We start from the raw sequence: 22,833 nt of genomic DNA, 5'->3' as shown, positions 1-22,833 counted from the left end.
CGCTTACTTATTTTCTAATAAACCTAATCATAATGAATGCGAGGGATATAACAGTGATTGAAACTGAATTTCGTGTAGAAAATGACTTTCTAGGCAGTAAACAGGTAGATAAGAACGCTTATTATGGGATTCAGACACTACGCGCAGTCGAGAACTTTCCTATTACGGGCTATCGGGTTCACAAAGAGTTAATCAAAGCGATGGGGATTGTAAAAAAAGCCGCTGCGCTTGCAAATATGGAAGTTGGCCGTCTCTATCGAGGGCTTGGAGAAGTTGTAGTGAAAGCAGCAGAAGAAATCATCGAGGGTCAGTGGCATGAGCAATTTATTGTAGATCCTATTCAGGGTGGTGCGGGTACCTCGTTAAATATGAATGCGAATGAGGTTATTGCTAACCGTGCCTTAGAACTGCTTGGCCATGAAAAGGGAGACTATCGTCACTTAAGTCCCAATTCACATGTAAATATGGCGCAGTCTACAAATGATGCGTTTCCGACAGCAATTCATATTGCCACACTTTCACTGCTGGAGCAGCTACTTGTAACGATGCACAGAATGCATGATGTGTTTGCGGTAAAAGCGGATGAATTCGATCCTGTGATAAAAATGGGTCGGACACATCTTCAAGATGCAGTGCCGATTCGTCTGGGTCAAGAATTCGAGGCTTATCGCAGAGTGCTTGAAAGAGATATCAAACGTATTGAGCATACACGCCATCATTTGTATGAAGTCAACATGGGAGCAACAGCAGTGGGTACAGGATTAAATGCTGATCCTCGTTATATTGAATTGGTGGTAGAGCACTTAGCTGAGATCAGTGAATTGCCGCTCGTAACGGCAGATCATCTCGTCGATGCCACCCAAAATACGGATGCCTATACAGAAGTGTCTGCTGCCCTAAAAGTGTGCATGATGAACATGTCCAAGATCGCTAATGATCTGCGGTTGATGGCCTCCGGTCCGCGGACTGGGTTTAATGAGATTTCATTGCCTGCACGCCAGCCTGGATCTTCAATTATGCCGGGCAAAGTTAATCCGGTTATGGCAGAGGTCATTAATCAGGTGGCTTTTCAAGTCATAGGGAACGATCATACGATCTGTCTGGCTTCCCAAGCGGGTCAACTGGAGCTGAATGTTATGGAGCCAGTGCTTGTGTTCAATCTCATTCAGTCCATCAGCATCATGAACAATTCCTTCCAAGTCTTCACAGACTTCTGTCTGGCTGGGATTGAAGCCAATAAGGAAAAGCTTGAGCGGGATGTGGAGCGGAGTGTCGGAATCATTACGGCTGTGAACCCGCATCTGGGGTATGAAGTGGTATCGCGGATCGCTAGAGAGGCGATTTTGACTGGGGAATCTGTACGGGAATTGTGCATTAAATATAATGTGCTGACCGAAGAAGAGCTTAATCTGATTCTGGACCCATACGAAATGACACACCCGGGAATTGCAGGAGCAGCTTTATTGCATAAAGAGTAGAATGTTCCGGAGGATCGAGCTTTTTGTTTGGAAAAAGCAAACCCCCGCCACCGTTTAGGGTGACAGGGGGAGAGCTTAAATATGTTTTTAATTTATATGAATCTACTTCGCGATTGTCTGAAGTAGGTTCTTTTTTTACATTTCAGGCTTAAAAGAAAAATAAAGAACGTAACAGGCCGCGTTTTCTTGGCGGAGCCGTTAGTCTGGTAGTGGCAGTGGACTGGGAATTTTCATAAGAGGTGAGCGGTTTGCCGTTAGACACTTGCAACGGTTCTATGGATGCCGCGATTTGCTTGATCATTATTCGTAGGTCCTCAAGCTCCTCACGCTGCTGGAGCAGTTGGATCAATACTACTTCATCGGCTTTTTGATCGAGTGCACGTTCAACATTGTTGATGCGAGACAAGATATCCTTCATAGGCTCAGCATCTGTGTGCTGTAGTGGATTTTCCTGTTGTGATGTGGAAATTTGCTGCTCATTCGTGAGTGTGAGTTGTATACATTCCAAGGCCTCTCCGTGATTAATACGGTCTTTAATATGATTGAGCAGGTCGATTTGCTGCTCCGAGAAAACATAATGGCCAAATCGGTCTTTTGGAAAAAAATCAGGGAACATGGCAGCCCAACGTTTAATTGTGGTTAGACTAACTGACAGCAGCTCTGCGGCATCTTTTGTTTTTAGAATATCCATTTCGATTCCTCCAGTTCACGTAGTCATGTTATGAGTAATATTCGTTGTCCAGCAGCGGCTCCCTGCACGGTTGACAAAGGTAGTGCGTATTCGCTAAACAAAGTGTAATTACGAGCAATCTCACCCTTTTGGATTTCACTATCTTGCTTTTCCATTCCAAATTGAGTACAGATGAGCCTGCTCAGGGGTATAATTGCATTAGAGGTGAAGGCGATGAACAGGATTGAAGATGAGGAACAAATGACTGAGGAGCAATGGCAGGCTATTTTGCAAAACAATGTTGCTTATAACGACATATTTTTTTATGCGGTGAAGACTACAGGAATTTTTTGTCGACCCTCCTGCAAATCCAAAGCACCCAATCGGGAGAATGCGTGTGTTTTTCAGAATGCTGAACAAGCGCTGGCAGCCGGATTTCGTCCTTGCAAAAGATGTAAACCGACAGGTGAGCGTCTTCCTGATAAGGAATGGGTAGCTGTGATGACGGAGTACATTGATCATAATTATATGGCCCCCCTCACCCTTGAAACATTAGCTGAGGTATGTCATGGCAGTCCTTATCATTTACATCGAACCTTTAAGAAAGTAACAGGAATCACTCCCGTGGATTATATACAGCAAAAGAGAATCGCTAAGGCATCTGAGTATTTGCTTACTACAGAGCAGGCAGTTGCTGAGATTGCATTACGTGTGGGTCTGCCCAATACATCATATTTTATTACTTTATATAAGAAAAAAACGGGGTATACACCCACACAGTTTCGTCAGCTTAACAAACAGAAAGTAACGTTGGCTTCTGATTTTATTTTGGAGGGACCGAATCATGGAGAATAAAAAAAATGCTATTCTATACTGGACATTATTAACCGATAAGGATTGGAGTTTTTATATTGCAGCCACTGAGAAGGGGTTAAGTTATGTGGGTTCGCAGCAGCAACCCTTTGAGGAATTAAGCGAATGGGTTAGACGTCGTTTTCCGGGGAGTGAACTGGTGCAGAACGATGAGAAGATGGCGCCTTATGTGAGGGAGCTTAGTGAATATTTGCAAGGGAACCGGCAGAGCTTCGGCATTCCTTTTGATTATCAGGGAACTCCATTTCAGCTTGCGGTGTGGAAGGCGTTATGTGAAATTCCATATGGGCAAACCTGGTCCTATTCAGATATTGCTACACATATTCAAAAACCAGCTGCGGTACGCGCGGTAGGGACTGCCATTGGCGCGAATCCGATTCTGATTACGGTGCCCTGCCACCGGGTTATTGGTAAGAATGGGACATTAACAGGATACCGGGGTGGTTTGGATATGAAGACCAAGCTACTTCAGTTGGAGAGAGGAGAGTATACAGCAGATATATGAAAATAGAGTCCAATTACACCTCCCCAAAAACCTTGCTGAATAAAGGAACAGGTTATCTGTCAGGCTACAGTCATTCCTTAAATCCATATACGGGCTGCACTTATGGCTGTTCCTATTGTTATGTACGTCAGATGCCTGTCTCGCTGTTCCGCAAAGAAGAGTGGGGGACGTGGGTAGATGTTAAACAAGAAGCGGCTGCAATATTACAAAAAGAACTACACAAAGCGAAGGCGAAAGGTCCCGTCTCTATTTTTATGTCGTCAAGCACAGATCCCTATCAACCGGTTGAGCACAAGGAAGAGGTGACGAGATCTTTACTGGAGGTTATGGTTCAAGATCCGCCCGATTTCCTATTCGTGCAGACGCGTAGTCCGCTGGTTCGCAGAGATATAGATTTATTATTACGTTTACAGGATAAGGTTCGTGTAAGTATAACTGTAGAAACAGACCGAGAAGATATTCGCCAAAAATTCACACCAAGCGCTCCTCCCATTGCTGCAAGACTGAAGACGTTACAGCTTTTACGTGAAGCTGGCATCCCCATTCAAGCTACTATAGCGCCAGTACTGCCAAGCAGTCCAACTTTTCCAGCAACCTTAAGGGCTTTGGTGGATAGAGTCTGTGTGGATGACTATTTTATGGGCGACGGCAGCGGCGGCAAACGCACACGGAGATTAGGGATTTATTCCCTATATGAAGAGCTGCAACTGGAAGATTGGTATGATCCTGCAGCATATCGCAGAGTGTATGAAGGACTTCAGCAAGTTTTTTCCGAAGAGGAGCTATTCTTGAGCCAGAAGGGGTTCGAGCCTTAATCTGAAACATGGTATAATAAATGAGAGCATTCATACTTAGTATTTAATATACTTAATATCCGTAATAGCTTATTGGAGGATTAGTGTGGCAAAAGCAAAGGTGGCCAAGCGGCCCACAAGAGATGAATTTGTGCTTGAGGAGTTAGGTAATCAGTTAGTTGAAGCTAAGCAAGAAGGTTCTGAGATTTTATTGACCGTATGGGGAAAAGAAGAAGAGGTACGCGGCATGATCGTGGAAATGGATTCGCGAACCGGGAAAGTACACCTCAGTAACCATGAAGAAATCATAAAAGTTCCTTTTATGGATATCATGCAGGTTAATTATCCCAGAGATTAATGGGCACGGCAGCAACAGGAGGTCCTGAAAGCTATCATAGCTTTGGGGCCTCTTTGATCATAAAGGTAAGGAATAGAGGATATAGAAAGGGAGGTCAACAATGCAAGTAACCAAAACCAACGCGATGCGAATGCTGGATGCCAAAAAAATCGGCTATGAAGTGTTCGCCTATGACAATGAAGATGGACTAATCCATGGCACGGCTGTGGCTGAGAAGATTGGAAAGGCGGCAGAGACGGTTTTTAAAACGTTGGTCGCTCATAGCGGTGCAAATCTTTATGTATTTGTTATCCCTGTTGCCGAAGAGCTGGATCTCAAAAAGGCGGCCAAAGCCGCCGGAGAGAAAAAAATTGAGATGCTGCCAGTGAAGGATCTGCAGAAATGGACAGGTTATATCCGCGGTGGTTGTTCACCTGTTGGAATGAAAAAGCTGTACCCCACGTTCATTGAGAGCAGCGCAGAAGGGCTGGAAACAATGGCTGTCAGCGCTGGGAAGATTGGCCAGCAAATGGATGTAGCCCCACAGTTACTCGCTGAGGTTGTACATGCGAAATTTACAGAACTAATCAAATAGCCGAGCAGCAAGCTGGCCTAAATATTCCTTCAATGCTAACCCTGTTGTGGAGATCGCTCCCGGGGATGGACTGAAGTTGGCGGGCTGCAGTGCAATATCAGCGCTGGCGATATAATCCGTAGGATAGGCTTGCGCTGTTAGCCCTGCATTCTTAAAGTGCAACATCGCTCGGGACATATGAAAACCTGAAGTAACTAGTATAGGTTTTATAAGTCCGGTTTGTTGCAGGATGGCTGCGGTATTTACAGCGTTTTGCTCCGTGTTGAGGGATTGATTTTCGATCAGGATGTCCTCTTCGGGTATGCCGAGACCCAGTAGTTGTCTTTGCGCGATATCCGCTTCATTACCACTGTCGGAGAATACTTGTCCGCCAGAAAATAAGATTGGCAGACCTGTCTGCCGATGGAGGCGAACAGCAGTAAGCAGGCGATTTGCCGCTGATCCGTATAAATTGCCCTCGCCGTCTATATCCGGTGTGCCAGAGCTGGCGCCCCCGCCGAGTACGACGATGACATCTCCTTGCAAAGTTTCCGGCTGCGGATATTTCCGTTCTAGACTGCCGATCAGCGCATCGCTGACTAAGGGTGTCATGGAGAAATACATTAATAGTGTAACCCCGAGTAGAACTAGTGCTGGCCGGCGGTTTTTTTTCCATAACCAAATGACTAAACCTAGCAGAAGCACGATAAACAGGCCGGGAGGAAGCACAAAGCTGTATACAAATTTGATGATGTAAATCAACAGTATCAACCGCCTTCTAAAAATATAAGTTCAGGTTGTATTGTAACATGAGATTGCAAGATTACATATTTACATGCGTATCCTTATACAAAACGGATATTGCCGCAGCTATCAGGATCATCCCCATAAAAGCGGGTGCAGCATGGCCAAGTGATACATATATTTGACCTCCAATGACAGGCCCGATCATTCTTGCTAAAGCCTGAATAGATTGGCTACCGCCTTGAATCCTCCCTTGTTCACTAGAATCGACAGACTTGGAAAGCATCCCATTGAATGAAGGCCCAAAGATCGAATCCCCAAAACCAAATATAAACATTCCAGCGATAAAAAGCGGATAGTATGAGAACAAAGCAGATAGTGCAATAAGACTGTAGCCTATAATCTCCGAAACCATTCCAAGAATTGCGATCTGTTTATCCCTAAATTTCAGCAAAAGCTTAGGCATGATGAAACCCTGTGAAATGATGTCTTGGAAGCCCATAATTGAAAACATCAGTCCGATTAGTGGAGGCTTCCAACTGAAAGTATCCATTGTGAATTGTGAAAAAACAGCCTGTAAAGATCCGTTGGGTATCCAGAGTAAGAATGCTGAGACCAGTAGCCTTTTTAAGTTTTTTATGGACAATATGCTTGCAAGCTGTGTAAATGGATTCAGTCTTACCAAGGTGATTTCTTTTAGTCTATTGTTCTTGTCAAGGCTCTCAGGCATAAAAAAGAATCCGTAAACAACATTTAATAAGGTTATTATTGCTCCGAAATACATAGGTACAGAATAACCAAACTTGGCAAGTAAACCGCCTAGCGTTGGACCAATGACGGTGCCTACTCCTACAACCGCACTCACCCAGCCAAAGTATTTGGTTCTCTGTTCTGGAGGAATGATGTCAGCAAAATAGGCGAAGATAGTACCTATGCTTCCGCCGGTTATACCTTCTATTATACGTCCAACAAAAAGTACCCATAACGCTCCTCCTATCCCAAAAACTATGTATCCAATCGCGGAACCCAAAAGGCATACCAAAAGTAATGGACGACGCCCGTATTTGTCACTCAAAGCTCCAAGTGCAGGGGCTGCAAAAAATACGCAGACTGCATAAACAGACGTCAGCAGCGTGACAACTATAGCCTGTTCTCCCGGATTGCTTATATAAGGCTGCACTAAAAATGGGACAACGGGCATGATGATACTGAAGCCTATTCCGCACAGAAACACAGAGATCAAACCGAAGATTAGAGCGTGTTTATCTACGGTTTGCTCTGTGTTCTGTTCATTATGTGATCTGAATTTGAGCATTAAATTCTCTCCTCAAAAGTTGATGTTTTGATTCCTTGGAAACAAATCTGGTACATCACCATTTTTATCACTATTTTGTTTCCGTGTCAACAAAATAACGACCAAAAAAATGCAGCCTTTCTCATAAAAGCCCGGCTGCATGGAGTTTCATTTTCATTATTCGAATTTATTCGGATTAAAATCTATACCCTGTTTCTTTATTTCTGCATCCAAATGCCTACTATACTTTTCTACGAAGCTAAGCATACTGTCAAATTGCTCCTCAGTTACCTGCTCAAATACGGCTTTATCCCGCTCTTGGAACTCTTTGTGCAGGTCCTCATGGATTTTATAAATTACTTTCCCTTGCTCAGTAAGCCTAAAATAGATTTCTTTTTTGTTATCCGATTTTTGGTAGCTTTCGATGAGGCCCTTTTGGATGAGCTTCTTAGTTAATTTACTTATGGCACCGCGAGTCATATAAAAGGACTCTGCAAGTTTTGTGACGTTGGAATCTGCATTTTTTTCAATGTATTCGATGCAATGTACTTCAGAAGGTTTATAACCCTTAAGACTGTCTTCCATCTTATCCTTATTAAGCCAAACCATCTTGTTATATACGTCCCTGAAACCCATCATGACCTGATCTTCTTTGTTCATGGCCTGTCCTCCCAGCGCTCTTACATTAACAAATTATATTGATTTTTTGTTTCTATTTCAACAATATTAAAGTTGAGGATAGTTTGTTTCATTGAACTTTAGATAAAAATAACAGGTGAGTAGTAACAAGCGTAGATATAATATTCTTAAGAAACTGCGGTTTCTTCTTAAGAAAGTTCATCCGCTTGAAGCTGCACCAAAGATTGTTTGTCTGTTATCATAAGATTAAGATGATTGGACAGCTGTGGGATGATTTCTCTAAGGTAGGAGGACTGCATAATGAAGAGTATTCGGGTACTGCTCGCAGATGATGAACCGGTGATTTTGCGAGGCCTAAAAAAACTGATTTCATGGGAGAAGCTTGGACTCACCATTGTTGGAGAGGCCAGTGATGGAATTGAGCTGAAACAACAGATCGAGGATTGTGATCCTGATCTGATTATTAGTGATATAAGCATGCCAGGATATACAGGGATTGATATCATCCGCGAAATTCATGAAGCTGGCAGAGCGGTGAAGGTTATTTTTATAAGCGCTTATCAGGAGTTTACGTATGCCCGTCAAGCACTGCAATATGGTGCGCTGGATTATTTGGTGAAGCCCGTGAACAAAAATCAGCTGGAACAGGTTGTGAGCAAAGCCGTTTCCCTTATTCGTCAAGAAACAGAAGGCGAGCGCAACAAAGAGAAGCTGAACCATTATGAACAGAGAAACCGCAGATTAACGATCGAAGAATTGCTCGACAAGCTGACGGACGGCAATAAGGGAACAGCAGACACCTTGCTTGATATGGGAATTATTGCTTTAAGTCGCTACGTCAGTATTTGTTTGGTAGAGACGGACGAGTCGTCGGGGCAGCCTTCCAGATGGGAAGAACGCGAACGTAAGCTAATTGATTTTGCACTGTCTAACATTATTAAAGAAACCGTGGAGCAAAGCGATAATAGCTATATGTTCCGTAAAGGGGAACGTTTTTGTATCCTGCTCCAGCATGAATATGCTGAGGAACCAGCGAGAATTGCCTTAGACCTCCATGACAAAATTACAAGTTTTCTGAAATTAAAGGTGACTCTTGGGGTAGGCAATCCTGTTGACGGTATGGATGATGCTGATGAATCTTATCGCCAAGCTTTGAAAGCGCTAAATTATAAATATTTTACAGGGCCTAATCGTGTGATTCCAGTAAAAGAGAGCAGGTATGAGAGTGAATCATTGATTCAAGCTCCGCTGCATGAAATCCAGTCCGCCCTTGGGATTGCCATGAAATTACAACACAAAGAACAAATTGAGCAAGAGTGCCTGCGATTATTTCAGACGATCCGGCAGACGGCAGGCGGGAATAGAAACCAAGCCGTTTCTACCGTATACAATACATTCTTGCAGCTTGAACAGGAGCTTATTCAATTCGGTGTGGAGGCAGGTCCATCACTTCAGGATACAAATCCGATTCTTGAACGATTGGCTAATTATTCTACCTTCCAAGAGGTGGAGGAAGATTTCCGTGTGCTTTTGAACAAAATGTCCGGGCAAATTGGCAGTCGCATGGGCAGTAAGGAACTGAAGCAGCTTTCCCAGGTGAAGACTTATATTGAGGAGCATTATCCAGAAAATATTACACTGGAATCTATGGCAGGGATGATGTTTATGAATTCCTATTATTTCAGCAGCTTTTTCAAAAAACATACCGGACAGAACTTTAAGAATTATGTCACTGAGGTGAGGATGAATCATGCCCTTCGTTTATTGCTGCAAAGCGATATGATGGTTTATGAGATTGCTGATAGTGTAGGCTACAACAATGCCCGGCATTTTAGCGATATGTTTAAGAAGAAATATGGCAAGCTGCCACAAGAATATAAGCAATCCTTCAAAAGCCAATAGTCAGATGGATAGCAAAGGGGATGCCTTCATTCATGTTTATCTGGGGCCGAAGATCCAAAAGTATATTTGTTAAATTCTCCGCTTCCTTTTTATTAGTCGGCCTAATTCCGCTTTTTGCACTTAGCTACATTTCTGTGCAGACGTTTTCCGGATATGTCGAGCGTTACACAACAAGCAATTTGCAGCAAATGGTGCTATATATGAGCTATAACCTGAATTCAGCCTTTAATCAGTACAATGAGGTCTCTAAGCTGATGTATACGGGACGATATGAAGGTTTTATCGAGAGTTATTCGCAGAATCAAACCTATAATGTAAATGAGCTGGAGCAGATCAATACGATTCCTATTGAAACCTTTCTAAAAACAGTTCTCTACAGTGATTCCTACATCACCAGTGTTTATTTTCATAGGGAGTCAGACGATAAGCTCTACTATCAGGAAAAAGAAAACAGAGGGGTCAATTTTGATTTGCTGCCTTATCAAGAGTGGTTAACTAAAATGGCTCCAAATCCTTCACAAGTGGCAATTTTCCCTACCCATTCCGAAGAATATTATACAGGTTCAAAGCGCAGTGTGTTCACCATCGGCCGTACTTTAATTGATATTTCCGGGCGTGTCACCAAAGATCCCAAGATAGTTGGGACCTTGTTTATGGATGTGGATGTTTCGTTATTTAATCAGTTCTTCAGAGAATTAAATCTGGGGGGACAGGATGAATTATTTCTGCTGGATGGCGACGGAAATGTATATTTCACGAATGAGACAAGGTCAGCGAATGGAGAGGCTTTTCGGGCTAAAAAGGACGAGGAGATGATCGTTCTCAGTGAAGAGATTCCTTTTCTTAAAGGCACGGTGACTGCCAGAATTCATCGAGCAAATTTATTCGATCAGCTTTTTTCAGCTCGTACGACGGTGTTTATAGCGATGTTTATTTGTGCGATTGCAATGATCATCATGGGCGTCTGGTTCTCTAGGCGGCTGGCTGCTCCGATTCGGAACTTAATTAAGCAAATGGCTATCGTAGAATCCGGTAATTTGGATACCCAGATGGTCGTGAACAGCAATGATGAAATGGGTAGACTTAGCCATGGTTTTAACCGAATGGTCGAGCGTTTACAAGCCTATATCGATGAAGCTTACGTTGCCCAGATCAAGCAGAAGCAGACGGAGTTAAATGCTCTGAAGAGTCAGATTCGTCCGCATTATTTATACAACACCCTGGAAGTCATTCGAATGAATGCGGTGGATAAAGATAATGATGAGGTCGCAGATATGATTTTATCGCTCTCTAACCAGTTGAAATATGTAATCGACTATGGAGAGGACAGGGTAAGCATACGACAGGAGCTGGAGCATCTACGGGATTATTTCTATATTATCTCTGTGCGGTATGAGAATAAATTTGAGCTTGTAGTCGATCTCTCACCCGAAGTGGATCTGAACTGGTACATTCTGAAATTGTCACTTCAGCCGATAGTTGAAAATGCTATCCAGCATGGCTTACGCAGTCAAGGCAGAGGGACAGTTGGATTGACGATCGAAAAGAAAGATGAAATGCTGTTGGTTACGATCTATGATGATGGAATCGGTATGAGCAAGGAAAAGGTACAGCAGTTGGCTGAAACCTTGGAAGAGCCTAGTTCGCCTAGCAAAAATGTTGGACTAAAAAATGTACATGAACGAATTCGTACAGTGTACGGAGCAGAATACGGGGTATCTATCAGCAGCCGGGAGCATATTGGGACATCAATTCTATTGTTGCTTCCGATTGTAGAGGATCCGTATAAAATCTCGGATTCGGAGAATGCGTAAAGGATAGACGATGAACGGAAGACTGCGGTCTTTCGTTCTTTTTTTACTTATTCTTAAATTCACCGCATATCCCGCTTAAAAAAGTTCATTCTAACTATTTATAAGGAATGCTATTCTATTAGCAACGGAAACGCTTTCGAGAGATGATGCGCACATCTTGCTTCAGTTTCCACGGTTCACTAAAAGGGGAGGCTATTATGATATGTACAAAAAAACAATGATGAAACTATCCGTATTGTTACTTGCCACAACAACAGTTTTGACTGCTTGCGGTGGAAATAATAATAATGCAGGAAGTAAGGCAACTAATACGCCAGCATCCGAGACGCCTTCAAATACACCGCAAGAGAACAAAAAAGAGGTTAGCTTTACGATAGGTTACGCCTCCGGAGATCCGGCCACCAAAAAAGCTATCTCAGATACGGTCAAAAAGTTTACTGCAGCTAATCCAAATGTCACTATTAAAGATTTGAGCGAAACTTCATCCGCTGCCTATCTTGACTGGCTGAAAACCAAGGATGCTGTGGGTGAATTCCCGGACCTGGTGGAAATGCGGGATACAGAAGTTTTTGCCGATGCGGGTAAGATTGTAGAGCTGCCTTCCGATCTGCTAGATTTATTCGAAGCCCCTCCACAAGTGGATGGTAAGGTGTGGAACGCACCGCTGCAAGTGAACGCTCCCCAAGGGATTATCTACAGCAAAAAAGCCTATGCGGATGCAGGGATCACCGAGCTTCCAAAAACCTATGACGAATTCATCGCCATCCAAGAAAAATTGAAAACATCGGGCATTACTCCGATTGTAGTAGGCGGAAAAGATATTTTCCATATGGGTTTCTGGGTTAACAAATTCCTGATTGATGAGGTCTACTCGAAAGATGCAGATTGGAACTCCAAACGTACCGCTAAAACGGTCAGCTTCACTGATGCTAATGTAGTTCAAGGCATAACGGACTTCAAAGAATTGTTCAAGAATTATGTCGATAAAGGTTGGCTCAGCACGGGCGACAATCAGACCGCTTCGATTCTTGTTTCTGGCAAAGCAGCACAATTGTACTCCGGTACGTGGATGTTTACACAAATCGCTGAAGCAGACCCGAACTTTGAATTTGGCTTCTATGCTCTTCCTGACCGTGAAGGGAAAATCAATGTCATAGGTCTTCCGTCACCTGCAGGCTGGTCTTTATCGGCTGAAGCCGCTAAGGATGCAGACAAAACAGAAGCCATCAAAGACTTTATCCGTTTCTTCTTCGCCCCAGAACAGTATTCGAACTATTTAGCAACGATAAATGCGATTCCTTCAACAAAAGAGAAAGTAACCTATGACACAAGTGAACAAATGCAGGTGGCTTTGGATCTTATTGCTGACCCGAATGTAGTGAAATCGTTGGCGATCAATAACTGGTGGGGAGACAATCTAATCCCTCCACAATTCCGTAACTGGTACTACAAGCTGTTGCAGGATCTCGTGGTAAAAGATGGAGATGTAGCGAAGTACATGAAAGATGCGGATACAGAGTATGACAACCAAGTGAAAGCTAATCAGATGTAAGAGCAGCGCCTGATCGAGCAACCTCTGCTGCTGCAGAGGTTCTCTTTTTAACAAGCGCGGTCTTTAAGGGAGGGAGAGTAGCCATGGCTACATCCGCAGTAAATGCTGACAAGTCATTGATAGGCACTGTGCAGCACAAAAAGAAAAAGAAAAAATGGCAGTCCTACGCTCTGTTGTTTATATTACCATCATTTATTTTGTACACCTTGTTCGTTATCGTCCCTACGGTAGGCAGTGTCTATTTAAGCTTCACCTCATGGGATGGCATTAGCGACAACGTAAGGTATATCGGCTTCGCTAACTTTGTGGAAATTTGGAATAGTCCAAGGGTGCATAACGCACTGAAAAATACGATGATCATGACTATTTCACTTGTTGTTCTAGAGAATATTGCAGCAATTGCAATGGCTATGATGGTCGATAAGGTACGCTGGTTCCGGAATTTATTCAGAAGTGTATTTTATTTCCCTACGTTGCTTAGTGGGATCGTAATGGGTTTCGTCTGGGCGATGATCCTGAATTACAACTTTGGTGTATTTAATCAGATTCTGGAGTCTGTTGGGCTTGGAACCTGGATTGTGGATTGGTTGGGCAATCCTAAATATGCGATGCTGTCGATTATTTTGTCTACCGTTTGGAAAGGCGCGGGGTATTATATGATCATTTATCTCGCTGGATTGCAAGGTATTCCGCAGGAATTGAATGAGGCGGCCAGTATTGATGGAGCAGGGGGCTGGCAACAGTTCCGGCATATTACCTTTCCGCTGCTTGCGGGGTCAATGACTGTATGTATGGTATTATCGATGATCAGCGCCTTGAAGATTTTTGATCAGATTGCCGTCATGACTGATGGTGGTCCGGGCTTTGAGACGGAGACATTAACTTATATTATTTATAAGGTTGGGTTTGGTGAATTAAGACAAGGTTTTGGTACTGCGCTGGCGATGGTCTTGTTCTTAATCATACTTATCATTACAGTCTTCCAAGTGAAGGTTCTCCAGAAGCGGGAGGTGCAGCTCTAAGATGACGATGCAAACACGCAAAAGAGTTGGGCAAATCGCACTTTTCATTGTTACATTATTAGTGGCTATTATCTTTTTCTTTCCTATTTTCTTTAATTTGATGTCAGCCTTCAAGAGTAATGCAGAGATTATGAAGGATGCCATTGCTTTTCCGAAAACCCTTTATCTGGACAGCTTTAAATATCTGTTAACCGAAACAGAGTTTCCACGGGCTATTCTGAATAGTCTGATTTTGACAGCATTTTCTATTGCGGCACAGGTCTTGATTATTCCGATGGCGGGCTACGCAATTGAACGCAGAAATGCCAGATGGACCCGGTTCATGTTCGTTTACTTTTTAGCAGGAATGATGATCCCTTTTCAGGCGTATATGATTCCTCTGTTTAAAGAGCTTAGAATGCTGGGGTTATACGGCAGCCTTGCCGGTCCAATTCTAATTTATGTAGCCGGTGCGGTGGGCTTTGGGTGCCTGCTGTATACAAGCTTTGTCAAAGGCATTCCTAGAGAAATTGAAGAAGCGGCAGAGATCGACGGATGTTCTCGTTATGCGATATTCTGGAAAATTGTTTTCCCGCTGCTAGGACCCGTCACAGCCAGTATGGTGGTCTTAAACGGACTTGGAATCTGGAATGATTTCCTGATGCCGATGCTGGTATTGCCTTCAGGACAGGCTAAAACTATGGTCGTGGAAATTTACCGTTATATCGGAGAATTCTCCTCACGTTGGGATATGATTTTTGCAGGAACAGCAATGTCAGTTGTGCCTGTGCTGATTGTGTTTATCGCCTTGCAGAAGTATTTTGTTAAGGGGATTGCGTCTGGTGCAACGAAGGGTTAATTCATAAAAAGGGATATATCCTGTAACCACTTAGTGGGCTGCGGGGTACATCCCTTTTTTTTGTATGGAAAACAATCACTAAAGTGTATTTGGATTCGCGGTTAAACGGCGGTAGCCCATTGGCGGGAGACCTGTCCAGCGTTTGAATTGCTTGCTGAAATGGGACACATCCCGGTATCCTAGCCGGTGGGCAACCGATTCGACAGATAGACTATTATCCATTAGCAGCAGTTTGGCGTGACGAATGATCAAGCGGGATAAATATTGTCTTGGCGACATGCCATAAATTTGGTGGAAAACACGATTGCAGTGAGTTGTACTGTATCCGAGTTTTGCCGCAATGTGCTCAATACCGCCGCCTCTTTCGCCTGTGCTTGCAGCAGAGGAGACAGATTCTTGCAGCAATCCTTCGATGGCGTTAGCTAAGGCGACGGTATTTTCCGTAGCTTCTGTATCTGCCAGGAGGGGCATCTCCGAAAGTACCCAGCCGCTGAGCGCGGTTAGAAGTTGCAGCGAAGCATGCAATGTAATCAGGCGATTTCTGTGTGTGTCCTTTGACTCTGACAGGATGGAAGAATTTATGATGACATCTAGAGCGGAACGAATGGCTCGCAGCTCCGGGGTATTCCCACTTAGACTAACAGCGTCTGCTGTTAGCAAAGCTCGCCGTAAAATCAGATCATCAATATCAAAATGTAGGCAGTAATAAGTCATGTCACGACTAGCATTCGAACCGAGGCTGCTATGTTCTACACCGGGACGAATGAACAAAATATCACCGCTTTGCTGGATAAAAGATTTATTGCCGACCGTCATATGTTGCTCACCCTGCAGTACAACGTTAATCTCAAACATAGGATGAGTGTGTACGGGATATTGCCAATCCGGATTTACTTTTCTCCAATGCGCGGCGAAGATATGGAAAGCCGCTTGGATGTCTGGAGACATCTGGCCATCAATAGAATTATGAAAAGCGGGATCATTCGAGATCATTTCAATCCTCTTTTACTGTAAAGTTTGGCTTCATTATAACATAGGTTTTTATCGATGTTTGATTTGCCCAAATAAAAGAAGGCTTTAACCCTGTTGTACTTCCGGAAAGATCGATAACATGGAGATATAGCCCGGAGGTATCCGGGACCATGCTGGAAGGAGTGTTATTATTTATGGCGCATAATCAATTTTTTAATGCCCATCATTCACCGATTGGTGCATTTGCGAGTTTCACTTTAGGATTCAAAGGAGCTAGTGGAGGTTTCGATCTGGAGATTGGAAAACCACCTAGACAAAATATATTCATAGGATTAGAACGTGCTGACGGGAAGGGATATGATACACTGCCATTTCATGAAATCGGGGGTGAGGACGAAAGCAAACGTTATGATATTGAGAATCCGGATCCTAATCCTGATAAGGAGAATATTCTGTTCCCTTTTCAAGAGAATGAGATTTCCAGAGATTTTCATGTAGCCACAGACAGCTGGAGTGCGGGTGATTTGACCTTCCGGATTCTGTCCCCCGTTCGTTCTGTACCGGATCCAGAAACTGCCTCTATAGAAGAAATGAAGGATGTGCTGCTGCCTGCAGTGCTGGTTGAACTCGAAGTGGACAACTCCTCATCCACCACCTCGCGCCGTGCATTCTTTGGTTTTCAGGGAACAGATGTGTATAGCGGAATGAGAAGACTGGATGATGTATCATCGGAGATTACAGGCGTTGGCCAAGGAAGATTTATTGCGATTGCTGCGGAAAAAGGAACTGCAAAGTCCGCACTGCATTTCACGATGGAGGATATTCTAACGGAGGAGCTGCAGGAGAATTGGACCTTTGGACTGGGACGAGTCGGCGCTTTGATCATGGATGTTCCAGCCGGAGTAAAAGAAACTTACCGCTTTGCTATTTGTTTTCACCGTTCAGGTTATGTCACCTCAGGAATTGATGCATCTTATTATTACAATCATTATTTCAACAATATAGAGGCAGTGGCTGAATATGCATTAGCTAGATTTGATATCCTTAAGCAAGAAGCGGAGCAAGCTAACGATAGATTTACTCATGATGACCTATCCGCAGATCAAACCTTTATGTTAGCGCATGCGATTCGTAGTTATTATGGCTCCACGCAATTGCTGGACTACAAGAATAAGCCATTTTGGATCGTCAACGAAGGCGAATACCGGATGATGAATACCTTTGATCTTACCGTCGATCAGTTATTTTATGAGCTGCGTTTGAATCCTTGGACTGTACGTAATGAACTAGATATGTTCGTGGAAAGATTCAGCTACGAAGATACGGTGCGTTTCCCGGGTGAGGATACAGAGTATCCAGGTGGAATTAGCTTCACACATGATATGGGTGTAGCCAACGTAGTTTCACGTCCGGGATATTCTGCTTATGAGGTCTATGGCATTGATGGTTGTTTCTCACATATGACACATGAACAATTGGTTAACTGGGTGCTGAGTGCAGCAACTTATGCAGAGCATACAGGCGACCGCGGCTGGATGGAACGTAATCTGAGTATTATGGAGAAATGCCTGGATAGCATGGTAAATCGCGATCATCCAGATCCTGAACAAAGAAATGGTGTCATGGGGCTTGATAGCTCACGTACGATGGGCGGAGCCGAAATTACTACGTATGACAGTCTGGATGTGTCTTTAGGTCAGGCTCGTAACAATATTTATCTGGCAGGAAAATGCTGGGCTGCTTACTTGGCTATGGAGAAAATATTTGCAGAGCATGGGCGTGCGGAACAGTCCAAAACAGCAGGGGATCAGGCTGAAAAATGCGCCGCAACAATGGTGGCAAGTGTTACAGCAGACGGGTATATTCCGGCTGTCATTGGAGAAGGCAATGACTCCAAGATCATTCCGGCTATCGAAGGCCTTGTCTTCCCTTACTTTACAGGCTGCAAAGAAGCTCTTGATCGTAATGGACGGTTCGCCGCCTATATTGGCGCACTCGACAAGCATCTGCATGCGGTGTTACAGCCGGGAGTATGCTTATTCGAAGACGGAGGCTGGAAAATCTCTTCAACCAGCAATAATAGCTGGCTCAGTAAAATCTATCTCTCCCAATTCATCGCCCGCAGCATTCTGGGACTGGAATGGGAGGAACGGGGAGCGGCAGCGGATCGTGCTCACGTAGCTTGGCTTACCCATCCGGAGTTGTCGATTTGGAGCTGGAGCGATCAGATTATTTCCGGTGAGATCACGGGCAGTAAATATTATCCGCGTGGCGTTACAGCGATTTTGTGGTTGGATGAGAAATAAGAATAGATAGTTTCAATAAGTAGAAACGGAATATGCATAAATACAAAGAGGGGGCTACCCCTCTTTTTTGCTGTTTCGAAGTATACACCTTTCGAAGCTGAGAGGAAATTAATATAGCTTTTACAGCTCATTGACGCGGAGCGTATATAGGCTTGTTATATTGAGGGGAAAAGGGGGATGAAATATGAGAGAAATGGAAGAATCGTCCTTTACCACTACCCAGCCTGTTCTTGCAAGCGATACTTATGGTTGGGATAAGCTTCAGGTTTCACAATGGTATAGCCCGCAGCAAGCTTTCACCCCATCCTCGGAGTCAAAATATTTAATTGGGATTCACTGCACAGCCTACTACGAAAACTATTACACCATTCATATTACCCCTTGTAATGAGAGCCTTCTTTGTCCTTGGGGCAGAACCTCGCTCTATTTTTTGAAAATTGAAATTACACCAGCGGTCATCGAAGAGATTGCTCGTGAATCAGGTTATCTGAAGGAAGGACATATCCAATTGGACCGCAAATTTCATGTCAAGGATTCCAAGCTGCTGCAATTAGGGCTTTGGATGCTGGAGGAATTGCAGAATGGCGGTGCCAAAGGGAAAATATACAGCGACTCTTTATCGAATATGTTAATTATTCATTTGTTACAACACTATTCTTCTGTGATCCCCCTGCACTCAAACAGTAAAACGCCCGCCAACCAAGAGATATTTCAGGTCATTCAATTTATGCGTGAGCGGTTGGAAGATGAGATTCAACTGACTGATCTCGCAACCATGGCTAATATGAGCCAATCACATTTTATTCGGATTTTTAAACAACAGACAGGGTATACCCCCCATAACTATTTAATCCGGCTGCGAATCGAACGTTCTAAATTTCTTATTCGTTCCGGGAAAATTGGGTTGAAGGAAATTGCGTCTCAGGTGGGTTTCGCTGATCAAGGACATTTTACTAGATTGTTCAAACGAGAAACCGGCCTAACCCCAAAGCTGTATGCGAATCAAAGCGCCTCCAAGCCTAATCATATGGTTTATTAATTTTATTCTTGTAAATGAGAGTTTTATTCAAGGAATGAAGTGTTTTGTTCAATTAGAGAGCTGCAGCCAGCTCCTATAATAAGGTTGAAGTAAGGCGTACAAATGCCGAACTACAACCTTATTAGGAGGAGAGAAAACATGAGATTAAAAAGATTATTCAGTCTGATTTGCGCGGGGGTACTTACGACCAGTTCTTTATCTTTAGTAGCATCTGCCACACCTGTCGGACCGGATAACCTAGTAAACACCGAGGTAGAGTCCAGCGCAGAGTCAACTTCAGCTTCAATGATCACTGCTGGATGGCATGAAGTATCCAAGCAAACCTTTTGGGTACTAGATGCTCTTGAAAGAGGACAAGGAGTGGCTACAGACGGGAATTCTTGGATCTTTAGTTCCTCGTACGGACTCTTGCGGACTGGACTTGATGGCAAATCCGTAAAAGCACGAAATGAATTGGCTATTCCTCTGGAGATTGCTTCCCAAGGTGGAGACCATATCGGTGATATTTCCTACTATAACGGTAAAATATACGCTCCTATTGAAGACGGCAAAAACTATCAGCATCCTTACATCGCCCTTTATGATGTGAACACTTTGAAATATACGGGCACATCCTATGCTTTGCCGCTGAATTTGCATATTGGCGGTGTACCATGGGTAGCGGTGGATGCCGCTCGCGGTCAGGTTTATACAGCTCAGTGGAGTAATGCAAGCGTCTTGAATGTCCTTAGCCTCGACGATATGCATGTAATCACAACCGTTCCACTTTCCCAAAGCATTGATCGAATTCAAGGTGCCGAAGTGTACAACGGTATTCTATATGCCTCTACGGATAACGCGACCCAAACGGTTTACCAGATTGATCCGGAGACTGGAAACGTATCTGTGGCCTTTGATCGCAATCTGCCTAGTGGTACAGAAGCTCAAGGAATTGCTGTATTGCCCACCGCTGATGGTGCCCAGCTTCATATTCTTGATGTAGGCTCAAATCGTATTAGTGTGAACTTTCGCCATTATGCATTCTAATTCAAATCCAAGCGAAAAAAGGGGCTAACAGAAATGCTAAAGCAATCCAAAATCATTCTGACGCTATTATCCATTTCGATGTTGGCAGTAGCGGGCTGCGGTCAAGCCAATAACAGTACAGTTGAAGCCAAAGCGAAAGCTAATAACGCTCAGCCTACAGCAATCGCAGCAACTCCTGAATCCACAGAGACTCCAGCTACTAAGCCGGTGGAGATTACTTTTTATTATCCGGTTAATGTGGGGGGTCCTCTTACTAAAGTAATCGATGGGATGGCTAATACATTCATGGAACAGCACCCAGAGATTAAAGTTAATCCCGTGTACACAGGCAATTACGGTGATAATACCGTAAAAATCCAAGCGGGTGTACAAGCTAAGCAGCCACCGGATGTAGCGGTCATGATGTCAACAGAGCTATACAGCATGCTCGATATGAATGCGATTGTTCCGCTGGATGATTATATTGCAAAGGACACGAATATTCAAATGGAAGACTTTTATCCCGCCTTTGTGGAAGATACTCAGTCTGAAGGTAAAACGTACAGCCTGCCCTTTCAGCGAAGCACGATTGTTATGTATTACAACAAAGAAATGTTCAAAGCCGCAGGACTTGATCCAGAGAAGCCACCCACTACATGGGATGAGCTTGTAACTTATGCTGAGAAGCTGAACAAAGACGGTCACGTTGGGCTGGAAATTCCGGGCAATGATGATTCATATTGGATGTTTCAAATGCTTGCTCGGCAAAATGCTTCTGATCCGAAGCAAAACATAATGTCTTCTGATGGCAAAAAAGCGATGTTTGATACACCGGAGAATGTGGAGGCATTGCAATTCTGGTTGGATTTGTCCCATAAATATAAGGCGATGCCGGAAGGTGTTATTGATTGGGCTACGGTTCCAACGGATTTCATTCAAGGTAAAGCAGCCATGATGATGCACACAAGTGGCAATTTAACCAATGTAAAAAATAATGCGAAATTCGAATTCGGTGTAGCGTTCCCACCTGCACAAAAGCAATTTGGATCACCCACTGGTGGCGGCAATCTGTATATTTTCAAGGACACATCTCCTGAAAAACAAGCTGCTGCTTGGGAATTCGCCAAATACATGACGGCTTCGGAACAGGCGGCCCTCTTCAGCAGCTCATCCGGTTATGTTGGCGTAAGAAAATCCGCATATGATACAGATGCAATGAAGAAATATACGGCGGATTTCCCGCAAGCATTGGTTGCAAGAAACCAGCTGGAATATGCGTTCCGGGAATTATCCACTCATAATCATGGTAAAGTATCGACGGCAATAACGAATCAGATTCAAGCGGCATTGGCAGGAGAGATTGATGCCGCAGGTGCGCTCAAAAAAGCGCAAGCAGAAGCAGATCAGGCACTAGCTCCCTTCAATAAGTAATTATTAAGGTATGGGGTACGCCAGGACAGCCTTGGTAGCATGTTCTGGCGTCATTCCATTATTCAATAATCTTAGAAACCTTTAACAGGGAAGGATTGAATGGTATGAATGCCGGATGGAGTGAGAGGCTTAGACGAAACGGATTCGGCTGGGGACTTGTGTTGCCTTCGCTGCTCTTTCTTTGCTTGTTTACTTATTACCCTATGTTTAAATCCCTTTGGCTCAGCTTTTATGAGAAAAACTTAGCAACTCCTGAGCCTTTGTTCGTAGGATTTGAGAATTACGCTAATCTATTGCATGACCATGTTTTTTTGAAGGTGTTCAGTAACAATATATGGTTCGCCCTTGGTACAGTACCAACCTCAATAGTTTTGGCTTTCTTGATGGCACTGTTTGCCGACAAGGCGATAAAAGGGCGGGGACTGGCACGTCTTTCCTTTTTCTATCCGAATATGATCCCAATGATCGCGGTGGCGAACATTTGGTTGTTTCTGTATACCCCTCATTTTGGGCTTTTCGCCAGACTGGCTTCTTGGATCGCAGATCAGCCTGTGAATTTGCTGGGAACACCTGATACGGTGATGGGCGCATTAGTCATCATGATGATTTGGAAAGAAGCCGGATATTTTATGATTTTTTATTTAGCAGGAATGCAGCAGATTCCTAAGGATTTATATGAAGCGGCTGCAGTAAGCGGAGTCAGTACGTTCACTTCCATTCGTAGAATCACAATTCCACTCACGATGCCAACAACATTGTTCGTGGCTGTTGTGGCGATAACGAATTCCTTTAAGCTGGTTGACCATCTCTGGATTATGACAAAAGGCGGCCCGAACAATGCAAGCAACCTGCTGCTTTATTATATCTACGAGTCCACTTTTAATTTCTACGATCAAGGAATGGCCGCATCGATGACGGTGGTCATGATCGTGTTGCTGCTCCTGATTTCCTCTTTGCAGTTTTTTGGCTGGGATCGGAAAATTCATTATGAATAGGAGGTGGAATCCGTGGAGGATAATCCATTAAAGCTGCACTTAGTATTAA

22 protein-coding genes are annotated in these 22,833 nt (G+C 43.8%); 16 read left to right on the top strand and 6 right to left on the bottom strand.

Annotated elements, in window-relative coordinates:
* The first annotated feature begins 53 nt into the window (after positions 1–53).
* A complete protein-coding gene (gene aspA, locus MHI15_RS01255; protein ID WP_036689072.1) occupies positions 54–1,478 on the top strand; it encodes an aspartate ammonia-lyase in 1,425 nt (474 codons plus the stop codon).
* A 148-nt stretch (positions 1,479–1,626) separates the two neighbouring features.
* On the opposite strand, the gene MHI15_RS01250 is transcribed toward aspA, so the two are convergent.
* Both MHI15_RS01250 and MHI15_RS01245 read right to left on the bottom strand, forming a co-directional pair.
* The gene (locus tag MHI15_RS01250; RefSeq protein ID WP_076182537.1) at positions 1,627–2,169 is read right to left on the bottom strand and encodes a MerR family transcriptional regulator; all 543 of its coding nucleotides are present in this window, start codon (positions 2,167–2,169) and stop codon (positions 1,627–1,629) included.
* A gap of 23 nt (positions 2,170–2,192) precedes the next feature.
* Positions 2,193–2,324, bottom strand: a complete 132-nt coding sequence (locus MHI15_RS01245) for a hypothetical protein (RefSeq protein ID WP_256716016.1) — start codon at positions 2,322–2,324, stop codon at positions 2,193–2,195.
* 58 nt (positions 2,325–2,382) lie between these two features.
* Between MHI15_RS01245 and MHI15_RS01240 the strand changes: the two genes are divergently transcribed.
* From MHI15_RS01240 to ybaK, 5 genes are all read left to right on the top strand, one after another.
* Entirely contained in the window at positions 2,383–3,003 is a 621-nt protein-coding gene (locus MHI15_RS01240) for a bifunctional transcriptional activator/DNA repair enzyme AdaA (RefSeq protein ID WP_076281633.1), read from the top strand.
* Positions 2,993–3,526: a methylated-DNA--[protein]-cysteine S-methyltransferase gene (locus MHI15_RS01235; protein WP_312149806.1), complete on the top strand. Its 534-nt coding sequence runs from the start codon at positions 2,993–2,995 to the stop codon at positions 3,524–3,526. Before MHI15_RS01240 ends, MHI15_RS01235 begins: the two co-directional genes overlap by 11 nt.
* Entirely contained in the window at positions 3,523–4,341 is an 819-nt protein-coding gene (locus MHI15_RS01230; protein WP_076304455.1) for an SPL family radical SAM protein, read from the top strand. The genes MHI15_RS01235 and MHI15_RS01230 overlap by 4 nt, the downstream gene beginning before the upstream one ends.
* 85 nt (positions 4,342–4,426) lie before the next feature.
* Positions 4,427–4,678: a YolD-like family protein gene (locus MHI15_RS01225; protein WP_036688306.1), complete on the top strand. Its 252-nt coding sequence runs from the start codon at positions 4,427–4,429 to the stop codon at positions 4,676–4,678.
* A gap of 100 nt (positions 4,679–4,778) precedes the next feature.
* On the top strand, positions 4,779–5,252 hold the full coding sequence (gene ybaK, locus MHI15_RS01220) for a Cys-tRNA(Pro) deacylase (protein WP_076129827.1): 474 nt from the start codon (positions 4,779–4,781) through the stop codon (positions 5,250–5,252).
* On the opposite strand, the gene MHI15_RS01215 is transcribed toward ybaK, so the two are convergent.
* The 3 genes from MHI15_RS01215 to MHI15_RS01205 form a co-directional block, all read right to left on the bottom strand.
* On the bottom strand, positions 5,241–5,993 hold the full coding sequence (locus MHI15_RS01215; RefSeq protein WP_341164052.1) for a YdcF family protein: 753 nt from the start codon (positions 5,991–5,993) through the stop codon (positions 5,241–5,243). The two genes, ybaK and MHI15_RS01215, sit on opposite strands and share 12 nt — an antisense overlap.
* Before the next feature lie 61 nt (positions 5,994–6,054).
* A complete protein-coding gene (locus tag MHI15_RS01210) occupies positions 6,055–7,290 on the bottom strand; it encodes an MFS transporter (RefSeq protein WP_341164051.1) in 1,236 nt (411 codons plus the stop codon).
* 156 nt (positions 7,291–7,446) lie between these two features.
* Positions 7,447–7,929: a MarR family transcriptional regulator gene (locus MHI15_RS01205; RefSeq protein ID WP_076182515.1), complete on the bottom strand. Its 483-nt coding sequence runs from the start codon at positions 7,927–7,929 to the stop codon at positions 7,447–7,449.
* A gap of 279 nt (positions 7,930–8,208) precedes the next feature.
* Between MHI15_RS01205 and MHI15_RS01200 the strand changes: the two genes are divergently transcribed.
* From MHI15_RS01200 to MHI15_RS01180, 5 genes are all read left to right on the top strand, one after another.
* On the top strand, positions 8,209–9,810 hold the full coding sequence (locus MHI15_RS01200; protein WP_076129831.1) for a response regulator: 1,602 nt from the start codon (positions 8,209–8,211) through the stop codon (positions 9,808–9,810).
* 32 nt (positions 9,811–9,842) lie between these two features.
* On the top strand, positions 9,843–11,624 hold the full coding sequence (locus MHI15_RS01195) for a cache domain-containing sensor histidine kinase (RefSeq protein ID WP_076182507.1): 1,782 nt from the start codon (positions 9,843–9,845) through the stop codon (positions 11,622–11,624).
* Positions 11,625–11,826: 202 nt separating this feature from the next.
* Positions 11,827–13,176: an ABC transporter substrate-binding protein gene (locus tag MHI15_RS01190; RefSeq protein ID WP_076129833.1), complete on the top strand. Its 1,350-nt coding sequence runs from the start codon at positions 11,827–11,829 to the stop codon at positions 13,174–13,176.
* A gap of 83 nt (positions 13,177–13,259) precedes the next feature.
* The gene (locus tag MHI15_RS01185; protein WP_076129834.1) at positions 13,260–14,198 is read left to right on the top strand and encodes a carbohydrate ABC transporter permease; all 939 of its coding nucleotides are present in this window, start codon (positions 13,260–13,262) and stop codon (positions 14,196–14,198) included.
* Position 14,199: 1 nt separating this feature from the next.
* Positions 14,200–15,036 carry a carbohydrate ABC transporter permease gene (locus tag MHI15_RS01180; RefSeq protein WP_175619013.1) on the top strand — a complete coding sequence of 279 codons (837 nt, stop codon included), beginning with the start codon at positions 14,200–14,202 and terminating at the stop codon, positions 15,034–15,036.
* 78 nt (positions 15,037–15,114) lie between these two features.
* Here MHI15_RS01180 and MHI15_RS01175 read toward each other — a convergent pair whose 3' ends face one another.
* On the bottom strand, positions 15,115–16,029 hold the full coding sequence (locus MHI15_RS01175) for a helix-turn-helix domain-containing protein (protein ID WP_076217819.1): 915 nt from the start codon (positions 16,027–16,029) through the stop codon (positions 15,115–15,117).
* 173 nt (positions 16,030–16,202) lie between these two features.
* On the opposite strand from MHI15_RS01175, the gene MHI15_RS01170 reads away from it, so the two are divergent.
* The 5 genes from MHI15_RS01170 to MHI15_RS01150 all read left to right on the top strand — a co-directional run bounded on the left by MHI15_RS01170 (position 16,203) and on the right by MHI15_RS01150 (position 22,784).
* Complete coding sequence (locus MHI15_RS01170; protein WP_341164050.1) at positions 16,203–18,314, top strand: glycoside hydrolase family 52 protein; 2,112 nt, start codon at positions 16,203–16,205, stop codon at positions 18,312–18,314.
* 184 nt (positions 18,315–18,498) lie between these two features.
* Positions 18,499–19,353, top strand: coding sequence for an AraC family transcriptional regulator (locus tag MHI15_RS01165; RefSeq protein WP_076129836.1), 855 nt, complete (start codon positions 18,499–18,501; stop codon positions 19,351–19,353).
* A gap of 138 nt (positions 19,354–19,491) precedes the next feature.
* The gene (locus MHI15_RS01160) at positions 19,492–20,379 is read left to right on the top strand and encodes a DUF6923 family protein (RefSeq protein ID WP_341164049.1); all 888 of its coding nucleotides are present in this window, start codon (positions 19,492–19,494) and stop codon (positions 20,377–20,379) included.
* A 33-nt stretch (positions 20,380–20,412) separates the two neighbouring features.
* The gene (locus MHI15_RS01155; protein WP_341164048.1) at positions 20,413–21,789 is read left to right on the top strand and encodes an ABC transporter substrate-binding protein; all 1,377 of its coding nucleotides are present in this window, start codon (positions 20,413–20,415) and stop codon (positions 21,787–21,789) included.
* Positions 21,790–21,893: 104 nt separating this feature from the next.
* Complete coding sequence (locus tag MHI15_RS01150) at positions 21,894–22,784, top strand: carbohydrate ABC transporter permease (RefSeq protein ID WP_076277788.1); 891 nt, start codon at positions 21,894–21,896, stop codon at positions 22,782–22,784.
* Positions 22,785–22,833: the final 49 nt, after the last annotated feature.

This window comes from Paenibacillus sp. FSL H7-0918 (assembly GCF_038007025.1).
Taxonomy (GTDB): domain Bacteria; phylum Bacillota; class Bacilli; order Paenibacillales; family Paenibacillaceae; genus Paenibacillus_AQ; species Paenibacillus_AQ odorifer.
Note: the sequence above shows the minus strand (reverse complement) of the source record. Positions and strands in the feature narration are given on the sequence as shown.